Genomic DNA, 18,320 nt, shown 5'->3' with positions numbered 1-18,320 from the left:
GAAACAAGGGTTCCCAAACCTTCCGTAGTTAGACCTGGATGGTAACATAATTCAGTCACATTGAACAACACGCTAATCCCTGTAGCCGAAAGCGGGTTGTTAGTACAAACACCTTAGTATGGCAAGGGCCAAGAAGTGGTTCGGTACGGCGATTGTGCTGTTTATCCTGGTCGGACTACCAGCCGTCTCGTTCGTCTACCTGCGCAACGGGGCCAACTACCGGCGCTCGGCCATCGAGGCAATGGGTGACTACGGAAAGATGCCGTCCATCAGTCGGTTAGTCTCCATACGTGGTGAGGTGCCGAAGCAGTGGCAAGGAGCTATGACGGTGGTCGGTTGGCTGGACCCCACAAAGGAAGAAGGCACCCGGCTGTACGGACACATGCTGGATAGTCTGTATCAGCAGTTTCAGGATAGCCCTAACCTGTATTTTACCACTATCGTGCTGGCGCAGGATCCCGATGCTGCCGTAGAGGACTTTACTACTACCTACAATCTTCCGGCGTCCGACATGCTCAGCTTTCTACAAGCGGATGAGCGCGACTTCGCGGCAACGGCCGAGGCTTTCCAGCTTCCGCTGGGGAGCTATGATTCCCCCGGTATCCAGCCCATCGTAGCGCTGGTCGATAGTTCGCTCACCATTGTGCAGCACTACGACCTGGCCCGCCGTGACGAAGCGATCGGTCTGGTCCAGCTCATCTCGTTAATTATCCCGCTGCCTGCTAAGCAGGACATAATCCTAGATCGTGGCCGAGAACTCTAGTACCATCACGAACACCCAGCCAACCCCACGGCGACGCGCCCATCCCGAGCTGGCTACGTATCCGAATAAAGAGCGGCTACTCAAGATCGCTACCTACGTGTTCTCCGCCGTGGTACTGCTACTCGTCTTTGCCATGCGGGAGATCACCCTGGATGTTGACTGGGATGTTCGCTTTCTACCCGCCGTTAACGCTACCCTAAATGGCCTCACCGCAGTGGCTCTACTGTTCTCCCTCTATTACGTGAAGAAGGGGCAGTTCGTCAAGCATCGCAACGCCAATGCTACCGCACTGGGGCTTTCGGTACTCTTCCTGCTTTGCTACGTCGCCTATCACTTCACTACCCCCGAGGTCCTGTTTGGCGATGCCGATCAGAACGGCGTACTCACTGATATGGAACGCGCTGCGGTGAGCGGTACCCGCCCCTGGTACTTGGTCATTCTGATTACTCACATCACACTGGCGGGCATCCTTTTGCCCTTTATCTTGTTAACTACTGTACGCGCCATAGCCGGTAAATGGACGCTACATCGCAAGATGGCGCGCTACGTTTGGCCCTTGTGGCTGTACGTCGCCATCACCGGACCGGTGGTCTACCTTATGCTTCGTTCCTACTACCCCTAATTCAGTCGCCATGAAACGCTTCCTCACTTTGCTTCTCGTACTCGTTCTGCTGGGCACCGGCGGTGAGCTACTCGCTCAGTGCCCCATGTGCCGCGCTACGGCAGAAAGCAATCTGGCCAACGGAGGCACCGAAGGTCAGGGGCTCAACCAGGGTATTCTGTACCTTTTGGGTATGCCCTACGTGCTGGTGGCCACGGTTGGCTTCATCTGGTGGCGCAACCGGCGCAAGGAGCACGAGATCGTCTAGTCATCCCGTATGTCCGTCATCAACATCGCGCAGAAGTTTGCTCAGTTTCACGACCACTGGTCGCCCAAGGTCATCGCCGAACTCAACGGTCAGGCCGTCAAAGTAGCTGAGGTTGCGGGTGAGTTCGTCTGGCACGATCATACGGACGAGGACGAGTTATTCCTAGTGTTTCAGGGTACCCTCTATATAGACTTCAAGGATCGGACTACGGTGAAGCTACAGCCCGGTGAGTTCTACATTGTCCCGCGGGGCGTGCTGCACCGGCCCCGTACCGAGACAGGCCAGGAGGTCCACCTGCTGTTGCTTGAGCCTATCGCTACCAAACATACCGGCGAGGTAGCCCATGCCCTTACGGTCAGCCGCTACGACCGACTGTAGTCCTACGCACCGAACTACCTTCGCCGTATGGCAGAAGCAGTGAATCCGTGGTCGACCAAATCCGTCCGTACACCCTACGAAAATCCCTGGATAAAGATCGAGCACCACGAGGTCGTCACTCCGGGTGGTAGTGACGGTATTTACGGACTGGTCCGTTACAAAAACCACGCGATCGGCATCGTACCGGTAGATGCTGACGGCTATACCTACCTGGTCGGTCAGTACCGTTACGCGCTGGATGCCTACAGTTGGGAGATCCCCGAGGGCGGCTGCCCGGTCGGGGAAGACCCCCTACAGACCGCTCAACGTGAGCTGAAGGAAGAGACGGGGCTGGTCGCCACCCGGTGGTCGCAGCTTATGGAGTTCCACCTCAGTAATTCCGTTTCCGATGAGTGGGGGGTAGCGTATCTGGCGGAAGGATTACGCCAGGAGGCCGCCGAACCGGAAGACACAGAAGACTTGCGCGTACGCAGGCTGCGGTTGGAGGAAGCAATAGCCATGACGCTCGACGGACGAATCACGGATGCCCTCAGTATTCTGGCCCTGCAGCGTGTTGCGCTACTAGATGGCACACTAGGTAAGGGAACCGACGGAAAGAATTCTCAAAATAAAACAGTGTAAGCTTAGGGGGTCGTATGACAATCGGGGTCTAGAAGACAAAGGGACGATGCATTTAGCTGGTCCCGGCCGCCACCGGCGCTCTTGCTTAACCCTCAATGTCACCCAATGGATACCGCGAATAAAATCTCCCTGCTCGAAAATTTCGATCTTTTTGATGGTCTCACTACTGAAGAGAAGCGGCGGCTGGCCGAGACCATGGAGTTCAAGACCAAGCCACGTTACTCGATAATCTACCAGCCCGGTGACGCAAGCGACCATATCTACCTATTAGCCAAGGGGCCCATCAAGATCAGTACCCACAGCAACGAGGGTAAGGAGGTCATCAAGCAGCTCATCCACCCCGACGCCATCTTCGGCGAGTTAAGCCTGGTCGGAGAGGTGACCCGCAACGAAACCGCCCAGTCGCTTAAGGAAGAAGTGCACTACTACACGATCCGCGTAGCCGACTTCCAGCGTATTGTCTTTGGCAACCCCCTGCTGAGTCGCCAGATCCTGGGTCTGTTCGGCAAGCGCATGATGGCAGCCGAGAACAAGCTGGAGAACTTAATTTTTAAGGACGCACGCAGTCGCATCGTCGGTTTCCTGCACCAGGTGGTGACCGAACGCGGTCGTCGCGTAGGTTACGAGATGCTCCTGAAGCATAGTCTAACCCATCAGGATATCGCCAATATTACGTGCACCAGCCGGCAGACCGTGACCCTGGTCCTGAACGATCTGCGTAAAGAGAACCTGATTTACTTTAATCGCGGCCGCATTCTGGTACGTGATATGGACGAACTGCTGGCTAGTGCAGCCTAGTACAGTCCTCCCGTAATCCCAATTACCTTATCCCTTCCGCCGGCAACGCCGGAAGGGATTTTTTCGTTTAGCTACACGATGCGCTACCTCACTCTGCTTGCTTTTTCCGTACTGCTGACGGCCTGCTATTCCTTCCGGGGCATATCCATTCCGGAGGGCGTACAGTCTGCCTATGTGCCTAATTTCAAAAACAACGCCCTCACGGCTCCCCCTACCTTGTTTTTGGATGCCACGGAAACGCTGCGGGATAAGGTGCGCGATGAGGCAAGACTAGTGATCACGGAGGATAACCCGGACATCCAACTGATCGGCACACTGGTCGACTTCCGCGTGACCGCCGAGGGTGCAAGTCCGGCAGGCGATGTGGCCGCCTTCTCCAAGCAGAACCACCTGACCATCGTCGTTGCCGTAGAGTACAAAAACCTGCGGGACCCCACGGATGAAGGGTGGAAAAGTAACTTCTCTGATTTCTATCCCTTCGACGGTGCAGTGTCTCTGGCCAGCGTACAGGATGAAGCCGTAGAGACCATCCTGGATAACATCAACGAAAAGATCTTCAACCGCGCCTTTGCCGGCGACTGGTAGATTAGCATTCGGGTAGCGCCACGGAAACGTGAACGGCCAGTCCCCCCTCCGCGGTCTCCTTGAACTTGCTGTGCATGTGCTGGGCGGTTTCCCACATGGTAGCGACCACCTCATCAAACTTGACTACCGCATGTGCGGCATTACCGGCCAGTGCCAAGTTGGCGGCGGTGATGGCCTTCATGGCTCCCATGGCATTGCGCTCGATGCAGGGCACCTGGACCAGCCCTCCGATAGGATCACAGGTGAGGCCCAGGTGATGCTCCATAGCGATCTCCGCAGCCTGCAGTACCTGTCGGGTGCTTCCTCCCAGTACCTCGGTCAGGCCGGCGGCTGCCATGGCCGAGCTCACCCCGACTTCCGCCTGGCACCCGCCCACCGCGGCGGAGATCGTAGCCCCCTGCTTGAATAGGGCACCGATTTGTCCACTACTGAGGAAGAACCGCAGCAAGTCATCTTCTCCGAAGTTACCGAAGAGGTAGTGATATAGTAGTACGGCGGGGATCACCCCCGAGGCGCCGTTCGTAGGGGAGGTCACCACGCGTCCTAGGGCGGCGTTCTCCTCATTGACCGCCAGGGCAAAGCAGCTGATCCACTGGTTGACGTTCGAGAAATCGCGGGCCGTCCTGCGGATCGCCTCCAGCCAACTCTTGCGGTCGGGGTAGCTCTTGCCCGCCAGTAGCTTGCGGGATAGATGGGCGGCCCTGCGGTTTACGTTCAGTCCGCCCGGCAGGACACCTTCGGTATGGCAGCCGCGGTACACGCAGTTTAGCATGACCTGAAAGATCGCTTCGATCCGGTTGTGTATCTCCTGACTGGAGTAGATGCAGCGTTCGTTCTCGTAGAGTAGGCGAGTGACTGTCTTTTTGGAAGCATGGGACAAGCGGATCATCTTCTCCCCGGAGGATACATCGTGGATAAAGGGATACACCACTTCTTCGGTCACTTCCTCCCCCTCGCGTTCGATGAAGCCTCCACCCAGGGAATAATACGTTTGTATGATCAACTGACCATCGGCGAGTAGTCCGGTGAAGGTTAGGGTGTTAGGATGCCCCGGGTGGGTGGTTGGTTGAAACACCAGGTCGTTGCGGTAGTCGAAGGGAACCGCCGTGCCGTGCAGTTGAAGTTGGCGTTCAGTGCGTACCCGGTCGATGATCGTCGGGATCTGCTGCGTGAGGATCGTCACCGGATCGTACCCCTGTAGGCCTAACATGACCGCAATGTCCGTGCCGTGTCCCAGTCCCGTTTTGGACAAACTTCCGAACAGTTGTACTCCGATACTTTGCACCGGCGACCCCGCCCGGTCGAGTACCGTGAGAAAATCGAGGGCAGCCCGCCACGGACCCAGGGTATGGGAGGAGGACGGTCCGACACCGATCTTGTAGATATCGAAAACGGATAGACGGGTGACCATGCGGGGTGTTTGGAGAATAACGTGGGAAGGGCCGGTAGTGGGGTGCACCTAATCCCGCCAAATGAAGGGAAACAACACAATGGCCACCGCGATCGCTAAGAGATCAACGGCCAGAATGAGAAAGATAGGACGTGATGGATCGTCGATACCCAGGTCCATCGCATAGGTACCGCTATCCACCAGCAGTTTGAGCAGCGGGATCACCAGGGGAAAGGACAGTACCGCCATCAACGTACCGTTGCCTCCCGCGCGCGCGGCCAGGGCAGAGACGAAGGTAAGGATCGCCGATAGTCCGATGCCTCCCAGTAGCGTGGCCAGAAACAGGGGTAGGGGAGCGGGGATGCTGACCTGATCGGCGAATAGCTGTAGTAGGACAAACGTGAGTCCGCTGATCAGCCAGATCACCAGTAGGTTGTAGAGTAGCTTACTGAAGAGCAGGGCCAGTGGATCGGCCAGGGTGTAGTAGTAGAGGTGCCGCCTACCGCCTTCGCGCAGGAAGCTCCGCCCGGCGGCTACCGTGGCCCCGAAAAAGAGGATGATCCAGTAGAGGGCGTTGAAGGTGTCGGCGTTCAGTCCCTGTAGCAGGGCCAGATAGACAATAACGACCGTAGCCACGACGTAAAGCAGTACACTTCCGATGGCGTATTTGTCCCGCCACTCCAGGGTGAGTTCCCAACGCAGGAGTTTATAAATTTGCCGGAGCAGGGACATACTGCCGGCAAAGATAACCGGTGCGTCGCTGAAACTACACGGTATGCGCTCTTCCTTCCGCCTAATGCTTTTTCTACTGCTCGTGCTGGGCTCCACATGCGCCGGTGCGGTAGAGTACCTGAACGTAGAGGTGAAGCGGGGCGACGGCATCTACTCGCTACTGCGGCGGTACGATCTGATCGACCACGGTTGCAACATCACCGAGTTTCGCCGCATCAACTACCTCAATCCCAACAGCAAACTGCTGGTAGGCCGCCAGTACAAGCTGCCCATTACGGTACTGCCCTACGACGGGGAGAGTATTCGTACCACGACCCGTGACCAAAACTGGGATCGTGCGGTAGCGATCAAAGCCTACAATATGTGGCTGCTAAAACGGCGGCTGCGCAGTCGCGACTACCGACAGGATGGCCTACTCTATGTACCCCACCACATCGATCACTGTAGCACCTTCGGTGCAGTCACTCCGGCTACCCTACCGACCGACCGGCCCATCATCGAGGTGCCGTCGCAGTCCACCACCGCCGCACCACGCACCTTCAACATCTTCGGGCCGACCTACGCTACGGTACCGCTCATCGACCGGACCATGGCGGGACGTATCTTCTATATCGTTGCCGGGCACGGCGGGCCTGATCCTGGCGCGATCGGTCGGCGCGCGGGTCACCTGCTGGCCGAAGACGAATACGCCTACGACGTAGCGCTGCGCCTATGCCGCAACATCCTGGAGCACGGAGGTACGCCCTACATGATCGTGCGGGATGAAAACGACGGGATTCGCGACGATAAGTACCTGGAGCCGGACCGGGACGAGACCGTCTGGGGCGGTGCTTCCCTGCCCCGAAACCAGAAGCTGCGCCTCTTTCAGCGCTCGGATATCGTCAACGCACTCTACGAGGAGAATTTGGCTAAGGGAATCACGGACCAAACCATGGTAGCGATCCACATCGACAGCCGGCACCGCGGACAGCAACTCGACGTATTCCTGTACCACCCGGAGGGCGATCTGGTGGGTGCGAAGCGTGCGGAAAAGATTTTGAGTACCCTGAAGGGGAAGTACGAAGAATACCGGCCGGGCCGGGGCTACGGGGGCACCGTGAGCTACCGCGACCTGCACATGCTGCGCGAGACCAAACCCAGTAGCGTGTACATCGAATTGGCTAACATCGCCAATGCCAGCGACCAGGTGCGGATCGTAAGCCCGGCGAATCGGCAACTACTGGCTGACTGGCTCCTGATCGGACTGATGGATTAGGACCGAATATCAAGTGGCTACTTCGTTACGCCCCGTGGTCTACCACCGATAATAGCGACCGAAAGGTCACGAAACTGCCCTTATACCGCAGGTCGTGCATCTGTTGATGGGCGTAGGCGTATTTCTCCTGGTAAATGTCAAAGGCCGGCCGGCTAGATACCGTGAACTGCAGGGCATAAGTGATGCCGTCCGACTCATCCACTCCCAGTAGTCGACTCAGTTTGTAGTCTTCAAATACGCCAGCCTCCATGACGTGAGGAATATAGGCCTGTTGCATCCACCCCAACCACTCGTCGTGAATGGTGTGGTCGATCTTATTCGTGATATTGTAGAGTAGCATAGGCGTTATTCCCTGACGATCTGTGCGCCCAGTGCCTGTAGCCGCGTATCAATATTCTGGTAGCCCCGGTCGATCTGGTAGATATTGTCGATCCGGCTGGTACCCTCTGCCGAGAGCGCCGCGATGAGCAGACTCACCCCGGCACGAATATCCGGACTGGTCATGCGGATGCCCCGCAGTGGCGTACGCCGGTCCAGACCGATCACCGTAGCGCGGTGCGGATCGCAGAGAATGATCTGCGCGCCCATATCGATCAGCTTGTCGACGAAAAACAGCCGGCTCTCAAACATCTTCTGGTGGAACAGTACTGAGCCCCGGGCCTGAATGGCCGTCACCAGCGCAATACTGATCAGATCCGGCGTGAAGCCCGGCCAGGGTGCATCGTAGATGGTGAGCACCCCGCCATCCATAAAGCTCTGCACCTCGTAGTGGTCCTGGGGCACCACCCGGATATCATCTCCGTGATACTCCAGTTGGATACCCAGCTTTTCGAAGGTCCGTGGGATAACGCCCAGCTTATCAAGTCGCACGTCCTTGATGGTAATATCACTCTGGGTGATGGCCGCCAGTCCGATAAAGCTGCCTACCTCGATCATATCGGGCAGCATCCGGTGGGTACATCCACCGAGGCGACTCACTCCCTGCACCTTCAGCAAATTAGAGCCAATGCCTTCGATTTGTGCACCCATGCTGTTGAGCATGTGCGACAGCTGCTGCAGGTAGGGCTCACAGGCCGCGTTATAGATGGTGGTTTCCCCCTCCGCGAGTACGGCGGCCATCAGTACATTGGCGGTGCCCGTCACACTGATCTCCTCCATATGGATGAAGGTGCCCTTGAGCCCGTCCGTCTCGAAGGCGTAGATATTACGCTCGCTGTCGAAGTCGAAGTTGGCGCCCAGCGCCTGCAGTCCGAGTAGGTGGGTATCCAGTCTGCGGCGCCCGATCTTGTCCCCCCCCGGCTTGGGCAGACTGGCGCGGCCATAACGATTGAGAAGCGGTGCGATAAGCATGACCGATCCGCGGATACGCTGGGCGTCCCGGACGTAGTCAGGACTCAGCACGTAGTCCAGGTTGATGTTCGCTGCGGTGATCCGTACCGTTTGCCGGTCTACGCGCTCTACCTCGGCGCCGAGTCCGTCCAGCAGACCGAGCAACTTGTTGACATCTTCTATGTCAGGCAGATTTTCCACCACTACGGTTTCTGCCGTCAGTAGGGTAGCACTGAGGATCTGTAGTGCTTCGTTTTTTGCTCCCTGTGGGATGATCTCGCCACTCAGTCGGTGGCCGCCCTCCACGATAAATGTTCCGTTCGTCGTCATTGCCGGCAAGGTAGGAAAAGGCCACTGTATAGCCAGGGGGCGGGGCCCCGATAGCTAGCGCAATACGGTGCTTCTCCAAATAATGCCGTAATCTGTGGCATGATCGTATCGCTGCGCTGCCTACTCGTATTCCTCCTCTTCTGTCTCTCCGCCTGTACAAGCAACGATGACCCGGCGGGGAATGATTCTGCCAGTCTGTTGGTCTACAACGCAGCAATTTGGTCCGGTAAGGACCTGCCCCCCGCTACCGCCCTGTTGGTGGCAGCAGATGGAACCATCGAGCGGGTCGGGATGGACGCGGACACGTCCGACTGGTCCGCCTCACTCACCACAGCTACCCAGCGGGTAGATGCTGACGGAGCGTTTCTGATGCCCGGCTTCATCGAGGGCCACGCCCACTTTAGCGGCTTGGGAAGTAGCCTGCGCAACCTCAATTTTTTGCGTTCCCGCAGCTGGGAAGAGATTGTAGCCATAGTCGCCGAACGTGCCGAGGATACCCCCAAGGGCGACTGGATCACGGGTCGTGGCTGACATCAGGAGAAGTGGGATGAACCCCACAACCATAGCGTAGGTGGATATCCCGTACACGATGAACTCAGCGCCATGACCCAGACCCACCCGGTCGTACTCCGGCACGCCAGCGGCCATGCCCTGTTTGCCAACCAGAAAGCCATGGACCTGGCGGGTGTTTCGCGCGAAACGCCCGATCCACGCGGCGGCCGCGTCCTGCGCGACGGGGCCGGCGACCCCACCGGGGTATTTGAGGAGCGAGCCATGGATCTGATTACCGATGCCTACCAGAATTTTGTACAGACCATGACCCCCGAAGCCCGCAAGGAAGAATGGCTGGCGGGTATCCGCGCCGTCCAGGACGAGTGCCTCCGCAATGGCATCACTTCGTTTCAGGACGCCGGCACGAAGTTCCGGGAGGTCGATTGGTACCGGGAGCTTGATGCCGCCGATAGCCTCCGACTGAACCTCTGGGTGATGCTACGCCACTCCTACGACGAGATGGCCGGTAATATGGACGGACTACCGCACTACGGCAAGCGCTTCGAGTGCAGCGCCATTAAAACCGAATTGGATGGTGCACTGGGTAGCTACGGCGCCTGGCTGCTGGAACCCTACTTCGACAACCCCGGCTTTACCGGTCAGAACACCACGGAGGTAGCCACGGTAGACAGCATCGCCCAACTTGCCATTACCCACAACATGCAGCTCTGCGTACACGCCATTGGCGATCGGGCCAACCGCGAGACCCTCGACCTGATGGCCAAGTACGTGGACCCTACCGACGACAAGCGCTGGCGTATCGAGCACTCCCAGCACATCCATCCGGATGATATCCCCCGCTTCGCCAAGCTTGGTGTGATCGCTGCTATGCAGGGCATCCACTGTACGTCCGATGCCCTGTTCGCCGAGACCCGCCTCGGCACCGAGCGCGCCCGTTCGGGTGCCTACCCCTGGCGCAGTCTGATCGACGCCGGTGCCGTAGTTACCAATGGCACCGACGCCCCGGTAGAAGACGTGAACCCCATCGAGTCGTTCTACGCCAGCGTCACCCGCGCCCGGGCGGACGGTAAGGCCGTATTCTTCCCGGAGCAGTCCATGACACGGGAGGAAGCCCTGCACAGTTACACCGCCGCCGCGGCCTATTCCGCCTTTCAGGAAGATGTGCGGGGCACGCTGGTGCCGGGCCTACAGGCAGACTTTGTACTGCTCAGCAATGACCTCACCAATTGCGCAGATGATCAGATCCTCAGTACCGAAGTGCTGGCGACCTATGTATCCGGGAGGAAAGAATATTAGGCTGCAATAAGGTCGAGGCGTTGTACGCCGAGTCACAGCGGGTATCGACATACACTCGGCGTGCAACGCCTCGACCTAGGCGAGGATCGCAGCCGCATAGTTGTCCCAGCTCATGTCTTCCGTAGTAGCCCGCACATTCTCCCGGGGGATCGGGGCGGTGATCATACGCTCCAGCTGTCGGGCCATATCGTCGATATTTTCCGGCTCGGCCAGGTAGCCATTGAAGCCGTCTTTGATCGTCTCGGGAAAGTGACCTACGCGGGTAGCTACGGCCGGTAGCTGAAAATTGTAGCTGATGGATTCGACCCCGGAGGGAGTAGCGTAGGAATAAAACAACACCACGGCATCGCTGGCCTGGAAGTACTTGTGAACTTCCTCATTGGCGACAAACTCGTTTTTGACCATGACGCGGTCACGTATGCCGAGTGTATCCAGCAGTTCCAGGGGACGGTAGTCGCGCTCATCGTCTGATTTGGCTAGAAAGAGTTTCTTAGCAAAGCCGAACAGGGTGTTCTTCAGTCTGGTGCTCCATTTGTCGGCCTGCAGCGTGTCCCAGAAGGACTCTCCGCAGATGATCAGGCTCACGTCGTCGCGCCGCTCGGCGAGTTGGGCGAAGGAGCGGATCACATTGTGGAGCCCCTTGTACTTGCGGATGAAGCCGAAGAACAGGAAGACATGTTCCCGCAACTGATTAGCCCGCTTGAAGGCGGCTACGTCGAAGTCATCCTGCGGAGCGAAGAGCTCATAGATGGGATGGTATAGCTTGATTATATTGGTAGGACCCGGCACCCGCGTGCCCGCCTCCGTTACGGCGAACTCACGCTGAGGAAAGAGCTCCTTGAGCTCGTCCACGGTCTTGTACGCGTGGGCGATGAAGGTGTCCGCACGGGCAATGCCGAAGCGGGTGAGGCGGCGGTCGAGGCTGCTGTTTTCCTTCTGGATCACGAAGTGTAGGTCGAATACCACTTCGATCTCAGGATGCTTACGGAGCTGGCGGGCCAGGTAGCCCAGAGGAATACCCTGGATGGCGATGGCCCACTGAATGATCACCTTAGCGGGCTGCAGCGCCACGATTCGACGGTAGGTCTGCTGCCAGCTCAGCGGGTTATTGTAATTGAGTACGTACTGGACCTTCACATTGGTCCCTTCCAGGAGATCGACCCGGCTGGTCTTGTCAACAAACTCGCGGGGAATGATGGCCGGGTACTGCTGGGTCCAGCTTACGATGTGCACGTCGCAGTCGCCACGGCGGTCCAGGGCCTTGGCCAGGGAGGTATTGTAGTTCGAAATCCCTCCCTTGAACTTGGGGCCGGGGCCGAAGCACACGATAGTCTGTCGGGACATGGCTTAGGCTTGCGCTTGCTTCTGGGCATTCAGTACGCGGGTCATACCCTCGCGCACGGAGATCGTAGCGCGCCATCCCATGTCGTGCACCAGGTCCATATTGGAGTAGCGACTGAAAACGCCTACGGGCTTGTCGAGTAACTGCTTGATCTCGGGGGAGTAGCCCTCGATGTCACACATCGTATGGATGATGTCGATGAAGCTGAGCAACTCGCCCCGGCCGATATTGATGGCCGTGCCGTCGGTGACCCGCTCCATGGCGAAGAAGATGCAGTCCAGTACATCATCGATATGGACGAAGTCGCGGCCCTGCCGGCCCGTACCCCATACCTCGACCGGATCTTCGCGGCGGGCGATACGGGCAGCGATGGCGGGGATGGGGTAGGTCTGGTCCTGGTCCTCCCCGTAACCGCTGAAGGGGCGGATGACAGTGACCTTGAGGTCGTAGTGTTCCGCGGCCACCTTAGCTAGGAACTCTCCGGTAAGTTTGGACCAACCGTAGGTCATATCCGGCTCCCCCATCTTCTTGAAGTTGATGTCGGACTCGGCCAGTGCGATCGCGTCGCCCTCCGTCTGTAGATCAATGGGGTAGGCCGCCGAACTGGAGGGATAGAGGGTGCGGTCGGGCTGGTGGCGGGTGACCCAATAGAAAAACTCAGCGTCGATACTCAGATCCAGCGCCACCTTCATGGGGTCTCCCTCAATGGTGGACCGACCCCCTACGATAGCCGCGAAGTGAAACACATCGCTGAAGCGGGTGAAGTCCGGCGCGTAGGCATTGGTGATGAAGTTGCTATCATCAATGATATCCCGCAGGAATTTGCGAAAGTCCTGGTGCAGGAACAGTAGTCGCTCATCGGGCCCGTAGACCTCCAGGTCGCCTTCCTTGCGCACCTGGTCCGCCTCCAGCCAGGTACTGGGATGGGTGCCTACGCTGAGGTTATCGACGAATAAGATCTTATCGGAGGTGGTGCGATAGAGCCGCTTGACCATATTGCGGCCAACGAAGCCGCAGCCGCCGGAAACGAGGTGGTAACGCATATACTAGATAGCTTGCAGGTCAAAGGTAATGCCCTGGGCAAGAGGGAGTTCGGTAGAGTAGTTGATGGTGTTGGTTTGCCGCCGCATGTAGGCCTTCCAGCTGTCGGAACCGGATTCCCGGCCGCCTCCGGTTTCCTTTTCGCCGCCGAAGGCTCCGCCAATTTCCGCTCCGCTAGTACCAATGTTGACATTGGCGATACCGCAGTCACTACCCATTGCACTGAGGAAGCGCTCGCTCTCGCGCATATTAGTGGTCATGATGGCGGAGGATAGTCCCTGGGGTACACTGTTCTGGATCGCAATGGCTTCCTCCAGGGTGGAGTATTTCATCAGGTACAGAATGGGGGCAAAGGTCTCCTGCTGTGCCATAGCGCTGTCGGTAGCTACTTCGGCGATACAGGGTTTCACGTAGCAGTCCGAGCCGAGCCCATCGATGCGACCTCCGTCGACAACCATGGTGCCTCCTTCGGCCTTGATGCCTTCGATGGCCTTGAGGTACGTATTCACCGAGTCGGTGTCGATAAGTGGCCCGACGTGGTTGCCCTCATCCAGGGGATCGCCGATGGACAGTTGTCCGTACGCAGCGGCCAGTTTATCACGCACTTCTTCGTAGCGGCTCTCGTGGATGATGAGTCGGCGGGTACTGGTACAGCGCTGTCCGCAGGTGCCAACAGCACCGAACAGGGCACCGGTGAGCACCAGATCCATATCAGCCGAGGGGGTGATGATGATAGCGTTATTGCCACCTAGCTCGAGCAGTGTCTTGCCGAGGCGACCGGCTACGGTCTGGGCTACGATCTTGCCCATGCGGGTAGAGCCGGTGGCCGAGACGAGGGGGACCCGCCCGTCCTTTGTCATAAGTTCGCCGACCGTGTAGTCGCCGTTGATCAAGGAGCAGATGCCTTCGGATAGCTTATTATTGGCGGCGACCTGCGCCCAGATCTTCTGACAGGCAACGCCGCAGAGGGGGGCCTTCTCGCTGGGCTTCCAGATTACGACGTCGCCGCAAACGAGGGCCAGCATGGCGTTCCAGCTCCACACCGCGACTGGGAAGTTGAAGGCCGAGATGATGCCCACGATGCCCAGGGGGTGGTACTGTTCGTACATGCGATGCAGGACGCGCTCGGAGTGCATCGTAAATCCGTATAGTTGACGGCTGAGCCCCACGGCGAAGTCGCAGATGTCGATCATCTCCTGTACCTCGCCCCAGCCTTCCTGCAGGCTCTTACCCATCTCATAGCTGACCAGGCGGCCGAGTGCGTCTTTATTCTCGCGTAGGGCCTGGCCGTACTGCCGTACGATCTCGCCGCGTTGGGGGGCGGGCACCATGCGCCAGTCCGCAAAGGCGGCCGTGGCGGCGCCGACGATCTGTGCGTACTGCTCGGGGGTGGTCACGCTGACGCGACCGATCAGCGCACCGTCTACCGGAGAGTGGCTTTCCAGGTGTTGGTCGGGATTGTGCATCCCCTGCTGGCCGGTGCTGCTGCCGTCGTTGTCTTCGGTAAGGCCTAGGGTCTTCAAAAATTCTTTCATGCTATGGTGGTTGGGCGTCGCGAAGGTAACACTATGCCGGCAGCCCGGAATGAACCGGCCCGCCGGGTGCGGGTGTTGTACCGGCAAAGTCCCCGTTATGCGCTACCTGGTATTCCTCAGTTTGTCTATTTTACTTGCCTGCAATTCCACCTCACAGACCACGGTAGCATCCGGTGACGTGGCGGCCAGCCCCGAGCAGACGCGGCCCGACTACCGCTACGATCCCCCCGCTACCGAAGGACAGGTCGAGCCCTTCGACACCACCACCGAATACTGGAAGGAACTGCTGACCAATCAGGAATTTAACGTGTTGCGGGAAGACGGTACGGAGCGCAGCTTCTCGAGTCCACTGAACGAAGAGAAGCACGCCGGCGTGTTCGCCTGTCGGGCGTGCGGTCTGCCGCTGTTCAGTAGTGAGACTAAATTCGAGTCCGGCACGGGCTGGCCGAGTTTCTATGCGCCCATCAATGCGGCTTACGTGACCGAAGACAGCGACTTCCGCTACGGGATGAAGCGCACTGAAGTCAGCTGCGCGCGCTGTGGGGGTCATCAGGGACACATCTTCCCCGACGGTCCTCAGCCCACCGGTCTGCGGTACTGCATCAACGGGGTAGCACTCAACTTCGTTCCGGCCGAAGACCTGTAGCGGGGCTACCGTATATTTGTCGCCGCTGCTCAGGTCAATCGCGACCACCGAGCCCCATAGTTCAAGGGATAGAACGTTGGTTTCCTAAACCGAAAATGCAAGTTCGAGTCTTGCTGGGGCTACTTTCTGGCCGGCGGGCGGTGCCCCCAGGTTTCGTACAGGGGCTGGTCGGAGCTGCTCACACCCATGTGGTGCCACTCGTTATTTCTGATTTTGTAGTCGAAGCTCAGTTGCTTACCCACCCGCTGTGGATCGCGGCTAAAAAAGTCGATATACTCGATGTACTGTCCGTCGTTGACGGAGTAGCGTCCGCCACCGGTACCCAGAAACTCCGCTGTTTCGGTGTTATAGGCAATCCACTGGAAGTGACTACCGGATAGAATTTTCATGGTCCTGCGCGGTCCGGTGACCGGCCGGCGGCGCATCTCACCGTCCTGCTTGCGCCCTGTAATCTCCCAGGCTCCGGCTAGCTCGCCGCTTCCGTCATCCAGACGCTGCCAGGCTTTATCTCCGTTGAAGACCAGCAGACTTCCCGTAACGGCGAAGGGCATGGCTACGGTGCGGCCTACGTTTTCCGGATTGGACGAGTCGAACTCGTAGGTAACCATAAAGGTATCGGCTTCGATAGTATAACTACCCCCCAGGGTGGCGATGAACTGGGCGGTACTGTCGTTGTAGGCCGTCATGGCAAAGAATCCGTCCTGCACAATGAGCAGTAGATCGTTTGACGCATCATCTCCTCCGGCGAAGCTGCTCTCCCAGGCGCCCTCCAGCGGGGTAGGGGAGGACTGAGCGAATAGCCACAGGGGGCTTGCAAGTAGTAGAAAAAGTAGATATTTCATAGTGGTAGCTTATGGGCAGGTAACGATTCGAAGGAGGGCAACGTTGTATATTTGAACCTATACCCGCCTGCACCATTAGGCAGTTGAATACATTTTCCATGGGACTCCGCAAAAAAGCTCGCTTAATTATTTATCGGTTTCGTGAGCGCGGCCTGGAGGTCTTTCTGACGCAGCAGTCCGACGAGTGGGGACTCCCCGAAGCCGAGCTTCGTCGCGACAATCCAGACCTCATTGCCCTGGAACCGGCCGCCGACCGTGAGGAAGCCGTTGCCGTAGAGGGGGACTGGCACGAGATCCCCAGCCTAAAGCAAATGCTGTACGAAGACGCCGGAGAACTCAAGGAGCGTCTTAAGGAACTGGAGTCGGGTACCTTCCTTACCGTCAAAGATGCACTAAAAAACACCCTGAGCCCCGGTCAGATCCAATTCCTACGCGAGCTGCTGGAAGTCGTTACGGATCGGAATTCCGTACGGGACATCTAAGCTCCACCACGCGGGCCCGGAATAGGTCCACTTCCTTTACTTCGCACCCGCGCGCCGCCGCCGCCTCTGCTGCATTTTCTGCGCGTACACGTATAGTCTGTTCCGTCATCACGTCGAATAGGAGTGTGTAGTTGCTCTGTCCAGTATGTGGTGTACGCGCTCTAGCTGCTGCCGTGGTGTAGCGCGTCGCCGGGTGGATCCGCGTGTAATAATCCACCACCGGTACCGCGCTCTCGTCAATGTATGTGTGTGGCCCCTCAGCGTAGGTTGCTAACTCCCGGCCGTCGCTCGTGTGCTCCGGCTGCCAGTACCTGTAATAGATATTGCCGCCGCCCGCCAGTAGCAGTGTGAGCACAATCACTACTGCATACGCCGGTCTGGATCGACGGACGTAGGCCGCCAGGTTCTGCGCACCAAGCGCGGCAACTACCCAGACACCCGGAAGGACGAACAGGATCAGGCGGTCGATCAAGCTATACAACTGCATACCCGACACTGCCACTACGATGCCAAGGGGAAGCAGTAACCAGAGCTTGCGGGGCGCGAGTAGACCGCCGGCTAGCAGCAGCAAGGCGCCCCAGACTTGTGCCACGAGAGTCAGACCGAAACAAAGGCGCAGCAAGCGCGAGACAATACGGCCTACTTGAGCAAGGCTTGCCGTATCAGGACGCAGCGGGAGGAAGTAATCCTGGTGAAAATCGTTGAGGTAGTTACTCCCGATCGATGGGCGAAGTACGAGCACGTATAGCAGCGCGAAAGAAGCTAGCCAGCCCGTGATGACAAGCAACCAGCGGCGATCATACCGTAGTTCCCGTAATCCTACCGTAGCAAGGACGAAGACACTGGGTAGCGAGAACCATGGTACCAGGCTACCGATCGCTGCCCAGCTACCTAATCCTACAGTGCGGTGCCGAGCCCCCCGAAGGTGTAGAGCGATTAGTAGCGCCGCCAGGCCGAGGTCGAGGCCGTACGGCTTTAGTTCGGTCACGTAGCGCAGGACGAACGGATTCCCGAAGAGGAGCACGAGAGGGAGTAAATCCCAGTACTCATCCAGCATTTTCTTACTTATATACCATATACTTACTACTGCAGTCATTCCGCCTATAAGTGCGGGGATGCGGAGCACCCACTCCCGGTACCCAAGCAATTCGCCCAGTAATTTGGTGAATACGAGGTACAGTGGCGGCGCGTATTGCTCGTGATCCAGGGGCACGAACAGCTCGGCGTAGCTACGGTCAAACAGGTTGCGAGCTACGTTGGCCTCGTCGATGAACAGCGGTCGGTTGTACAGCCAGTTGATCGTCCACAGCAGCAGACCCGCGGCGAGCAGGAGGTAGCGGAGCGTGGAGGGAGGTACGGGTCGGATGGTGGGGGAGAGGTAGCGCGGACCAAAGATATAAAACGACGAAAGCCGCTCCCCAGTGGGAAGCGGCTTCGTCGAGTTTGGAGCGGATCACCCGGCCTTGTTCGTACCCCACAGAGCGACCTCCAACTGTTCTGGAAGTACGTGGAGGCGGCTAAGCTGGTGGGGTAAACAGTAAGCTAGCGTAGCTCAGTTGGTAGAGCTACTGAT

General features: G+C 58.1%; 20 protein-coding genes, 1 tRNA gene and 1 pseudogene. 13 read left to right on the top strand and 9 right to left on the bottom strand.

What is annotated here, in order from left to right:
- The first annotated feature begins 118 nt into the window (after window positions 1-118).
- The 7 genes from MJQ68_RS14325 to lptE all read left to right on the top strand — a co-directional run bounded on the left by MJQ68_RS14325 (window position 119) and on the right by lptE (window position 4,014).
- The gene (locus tag MJQ68_RS14325) at window positions 119-763 is read left to right on the top strand and encodes a hypothetical protein (RefSeq protein ID WP_238751817.1); all 645 of its coding nucleotides are present in this window, start codon (window positions 119-121) and stop codon (window positions 761-763) included.
- Window positions 747-1,385, top strand: coding sequence for a DUF420 domain-containing protein (locus MJQ68_RS14320; RefSeq protein ID WP_238751816.1), 639 nt, complete (start codon window positions 747-749; stop codon window positions 1,383-1,385). The genes MJQ68_RS14325 and MJQ68_RS14320 overlap by 17 nt, the downstream gene beginning before the upstream one ends.
- A gap of 10 nt (window positions 1,386-1,395) precedes the next feature.
- Window positions 1,396-1,632 carry a hypothetical protein gene (locus MJQ68_RS14315; protein ID WP_238751815.1) on the top strand — a complete coding sequence of 79 codons (237 nt, stop codon included), beginning with the start codon at window positions 1,396-1,398 and terminating at the stop codon, window positions 1,630-1,632.
- Window positions 1,633-1,641: 9 nt separating this feature from the next.
- Window positions 1,642-2,010, top strand: a complete 369-nt coding sequence (locus tag MJQ68_RS14310; protein ID WP_238751814.1) for a cupin domain-containing protein — start codon at window positions 1,642-1,644, stop codon at window positions 2,008-2,010.
- A 27-nt stretch (window positions 2,011-2,037) separates the two neighbouring features.
- Window positions 2,038-2,631 (top strand): NUDIX domain-containing protein, encoded by a 594-nt coding sequence (locus MJQ68_RS14305; protein ID WP_238751813.1) that lies wholly within the window; start codon window positions 2,038-2,040, stop codon window positions 2,629-2,631.
- Between the two features lie 105 nt (window positions 2,632-2,736).
- Complete coding sequence (locus tag MJQ68_RS14300; RefSeq protein ID WP_238751812.1) at window positions 2,737-3,429, top strand: Crp/Fnr family transcriptional regulator; 693 nt, start codon at window positions 2,737-2,739, stop codon at window positions 3,427-3,429.
- 78 nt (window positions 3,430-3,507) lie between these two features.
- On the top strand, window positions 3,508-4,014 hold the full coding sequence (lptE, locus tag MJQ68_RS14295; protein WP_238751811.1) for an LPS assembly lipoprotein LptE: 507 nt from the start codon (window positions 3,508-3,510) through the stop codon (window positions 4,012-4,014).
- Between the two features lies 1 nt (window position 4,015).
- Here the strand turns inward: lptE and MJQ68_RS14290 are convergent, their stop codons facing one another.
- Window positions 4,016-5,425: an L-serine ammonia-lyase gene (locus MJQ68_RS14290; RefSeq protein WP_238751810.1), complete on the bottom strand. Its 1,410-nt coding sequence runs from the start codon at window positions 5,423-5,425 to the stop codon at window positions 4,016-4,018.
- A gap of 48 nt (window positions 5,426-5,473) precedes the next feature.
- Entirely contained in the window at window positions 5,474-6,136 is a 663-nt protein-coding gene (locus tag MJQ68_RS14285) for a heme exporter protein CcmB (RefSeq protein ID WP_238751809.1), read from the bottom strand.
- A gap of 43 nt (window positions 6,137-6,179) precedes the next feature.
- Between MJQ68_RS14285 and MJQ68_RS14280 the strand changes: the two genes are divergently transcribed.
- The gene (locus tag MJQ68_RS14280; protein WP_238751808.1) at window positions 6,180-7,391 is read left to right on the top strand and encodes an N-acetylmuramoyl-L-alanine amidase family protein; all 1,212 of its coding nucleotides are present in this window, start codon (window positions 6,180-6,182) and stop codon (window positions 7,389-7,391) included.
- Window positions 7,392-7,416: 25 nt separating this feature from the next.
- Here the strand turns inward: MJQ68_RS14280 and MJQ68_RS14275 are convergent, their stop codons facing one another.
- Both MJQ68_RS14275 and murA read right to left on the bottom strand, forming a co-directional pair.
- Window positions 7,417-7,731 carry a DUF4286 family protein gene (locus tag MJQ68_RS14275; protein WP_238751807.1) on the bottom strand — a complete coding sequence of 105 codons (315 nt, stop codon included), beginning with the start codon at window positions 7,729-7,731 and terminating at the stop codon, window positions 7,417-7,419.
- 5 nt (window positions 7,732-7,736) lie between these two features.
- Window positions 7,737-9,050: a UDP-N-acetylglucosamine 1-carboxyvinyltransferase gene (gene murA / locus MJQ68_RS14270; protein ID WP_238751806.1), complete on the bottom strand. Its 1,314-nt coding sequence runs from the start codon at window positions 9,048-9,050 to the stop codon at window positions 7,737-7,739.
- A 99-nt stretch (window positions 9,051-9,149) separates the two neighbouring features.
- On the opposite strand from murA, the pseudogene MJQ68_RS14265 reads away from it, so the two are divergent.
- A pseudogene (locus tag MJQ68_RS14265) lies at window positions 9,150-10,859 on the top strand (amidohydrolase).
- A 75-nt stretch (window positions 10,860-10,934) separates the two neighbouring features.
- On the opposite strand, the gene MJQ68_RS14260 reads toward MJQ68_RS14265, so the two are convergent.
- The 3 genes from MJQ68_RS14260 to amaB are packed head-to-tail and all read right to left on the bottom strand — an operon-like array spanning window position 10,935 to window position 14,777.
- Entirely contained in the window at window positions 10,935-12,203 is a 1,269-nt protein-coding gene (locus tag MJQ68_RS14260; RefSeq protein ID WP_238751805.1) for a glycosyltransferase, read from the bottom strand.
- A 3-nt stretch (window positions 12,204-12,206) separates the two neighbouring features.
- The gene (locus tag MJQ68_RS14255; RefSeq protein WP_238751804.1) at window positions 12,207-13,244 is read right to left on the bottom strand and encodes an NAD-dependent epimerase/dehydratase family protein; all 1,038 of its coding nucleotides are present in this window, start codon (window positions 13,242-13,244) and stop codon (window positions 12,207-12,209) included.
- A gap of 3 nt (window positions 13,245-13,247) precedes the next feature.
- On the bottom strand, window positions 13,248-14,777 hold the full coding sequence (amaB, locus tag MJQ68_RS14250; protein ID WP_238751803.1) for an L-piperidine-6-carboxylate dehydrogenase: 1,530 nt from the start codon (window positions 14,775-14,777) through the stop codon (window positions 13,248-13,250).
- 97 nt (window positions 14,778-14,874) lie between these two features.
- On the opposite strand from amaB, the gene msrB reads away from it, so the two are divergent.
- On the top strand, window positions 14,875-15,423 hold the full coding sequence (gene msrB, locus MJQ68_RS14245; protein ID WP_238751802.1) for a peptide-methionine (R)-S-oxide reductase MsrB: 549 nt from the start codon (window positions 14,875-14,877) through the stop codon (window positions 15,421-15,423).
- 50 nt (window positions 15,424-15,473) lie between these two features.
- A tRNA-Arg gene (locus tag MJQ68_RS14240) sits at window positions 15,474-15,545 on the top strand.
- Here the strand turns inward: MJQ68_RS14240 and MJQ68_RS14235 are convergent.
- Window positions 15,543-16,265: a DUF4488 domain-containing protein gene (locus MJQ68_RS14235; protein ID WP_238751801.1), complete on the bottom strand. Its 723-nt coding sequence runs from the start codon at window positions 16,263-16,265 to the stop codon at window positions 15,543-15,545. The two genes, MJQ68_RS14240 and MJQ68_RS14235, sit on opposite strands and share 3 nt — an antisense overlap.
- A gap of 98 nt (window positions 16,266-16,363) precedes the next feature.
- On the opposite strand from MJQ68_RS14235, the gene MJQ68_RS14230 reads away from it, so the two are divergent.
- Window positions 16,364-16,747 (top strand): hypothetical protein, encoded by a 384-nt coding sequence (locus tag MJQ68_RS14230; RefSeq protein WP_238751800.1) that lies wholly within the window; start codon window positions 16,364-16,366, stop codon window positions 16,745-16,747.
- On the opposite strand, the gene MJQ68_RS14225 is transcribed toward MJQ68_RS14230, so the two are convergent.
- Window positions 16,716-17,804 carry a hypothetical protein gene (locus tag MJQ68_RS14225; protein WP_406613005.1) on the bottom strand — a complete coding sequence of 363 codons (1,089 nt, stop codon included), beginning with the start codon at window positions 17,802-17,804 and terminating at the stop codon, window positions 16,716-16,718. The two genes, MJQ68_RS14230 and MJQ68_RS14225, sit on opposite strands and share 32 nt — an antisense overlap.
- Before the next feature lie 135 nt (window positions 17,805-17,939).
- Between MJQ68_RS14225 and MJQ68_RS14220 the strand changes: the two genes are divergently transcribed.
- On the top strand, window positions 17,940-18,281 hold the full coding sequence (locus MJQ68_RS14220) for a hypothetical protein (protein ID WP_238751799.1): 342 nt from the start codon (window positions 17,940-17,942) through the stop codon (window positions 18,279-18,281).
- Window positions 18,282-18,320 lie beyond the last annotated feature (39 nt).

This window comes from Neolewinella maritima, from assembly GCF_923081025.1.
Taxonomy (GTDB): domain Bacteria; phylum Bacteroidota; class Bacteroidia; order Chitinophagales; family Saprospiraceae; genus Neolewinella; species Neolewinella maritima.
The sequence above is the reverse complement of the archived record's forward strand: the minus strand, read 5'-3'. Positions and strand labels throughout refer to the sequence as shown.

Bases quoted from the DNA above. Each gene is read 5' to 3' on its own strand.
- MJQ68_RS14325 (WP_238751817.1), top strand. From the start codon at position 119: ATGGCAAGGGCCAAGAAGTGGTTCGGTACGGCGATTGTGCTGTTTATC.
- MJQ68_RS14315 (WP_238751815.1), top strand. From the start codon at position 1,396: ATGAAACGCTTCCTCACTTTGCTTCTCGTACTCGTTCTGCTGGGCACC.
- MJQ68_RS14310 (WP_238751814.1), top strand. From the start codon at position 1,642: ATGTCCGTCATCAACATCGCGCAGAAGTTTGCTCAGTTTCACGACCAC.
- MJQ68_RS14305 (WP_238751813.1), top strand. From the start codon at position 2,038: ATGGCAGAAGCAGTGAATCCGTGGTCGACCAAATCCGTCCGTACACCC.
- MJQ68_RS14300 (WP_238751812.1), top strand. From the start codon at position 2,737: ATGGATACCGCGAATAAAATCTCCCTGCTCGAAAATTTCGATCTTTTT.
- lptE (WP_238751811.1), top strand. From the start codon at position 3,508: ATGCGCTACCTCACTCTGCTTGCTTTTTCCGTACTGCTGACGGCCTGC.
- MJQ68_RS14290 (WP_238751810.1), bottom strand. From the start codon at position 5,425: ATGGTCACCCGTCTATCCGTTTTCGATATCTACAAGATCGGTGTCGGA.
- MJQ68_RS14285 (WP_238751809.1), bottom strand. From the start codon at position 6,136: ATGTCCCTGCTCCGGCAAATTTATAAACTCCTGCGTTGGGAACTCACC.
- MJQ68_RS14280 (WP_238751808.1), top strand. From the start codon at position 6,180: ATGCGCTCTTCCTTCCGCCTAATGCTTTTTCTACTGCTCGTGCTGGGC.
- MJQ68_RS14275 (WP_238751807.1), bottom strand. From the start codon at position 7,731: ATGCTACTCTACAATATCACGAATAAGATCGACCACACCATTCACGAC.
- murA (WP_238751806.1), bottom strand. From the start codon at position 9,050: ATGACGACGAACGGAACATTTATCGTGGAGGGCGGCCACCGACTGAGT.
- MJQ68_RS14260 (WP_238751805.1), bottom strand. From the start codon at position 12,203: ATGTCCCGACAGACTATCGTGTGCTTCGGCCCCGGCCCCAAGTTCAAG.
- MJQ68_RS14255 (WP_238751804.1), bottom strand. From the start codon at position 13,244: ATGCGTTACCACCTCGTTTCCGGCGGCTGCGGCTTCGTTGGCCGCAAT.
- amaB (WP_238751803.1), bottom strand. From the start codon at position 14,777: ATGAAAGAATTTTTGAAGACCCTAGGCCTTACCGAAGACAACGACGGC.
- msrB (WP_238751802.1), top strand. From the start codon at position 14,875: ATGCGCTACCTGGTATTCCTCAGTTTGTCTATTTTACTTGCCTGCAAT.
- MJQ68_RS14235 (WP_238751801.1), bottom strand. From the start codon at position 16,265: ATGAAATATCTACTTTTTCTACTACTTGCAAGCCCCCTGTGGCTATTC.
- MJQ68_RS14230 (WP_238751800.1), top strand. From the start codon at position 16,364: ATGGGACTCCGCAAAAAAGCTCGCTTAATTATTTATCGGTTTCGTGAG.
- MJQ68_RS14225 (WP_406613005.1), bottom strand. From the start codon at position 17,804: ATGCTGGATGAGTACTGGGATTTACTCCCTCTCGTGCTCCTCTTCGGG.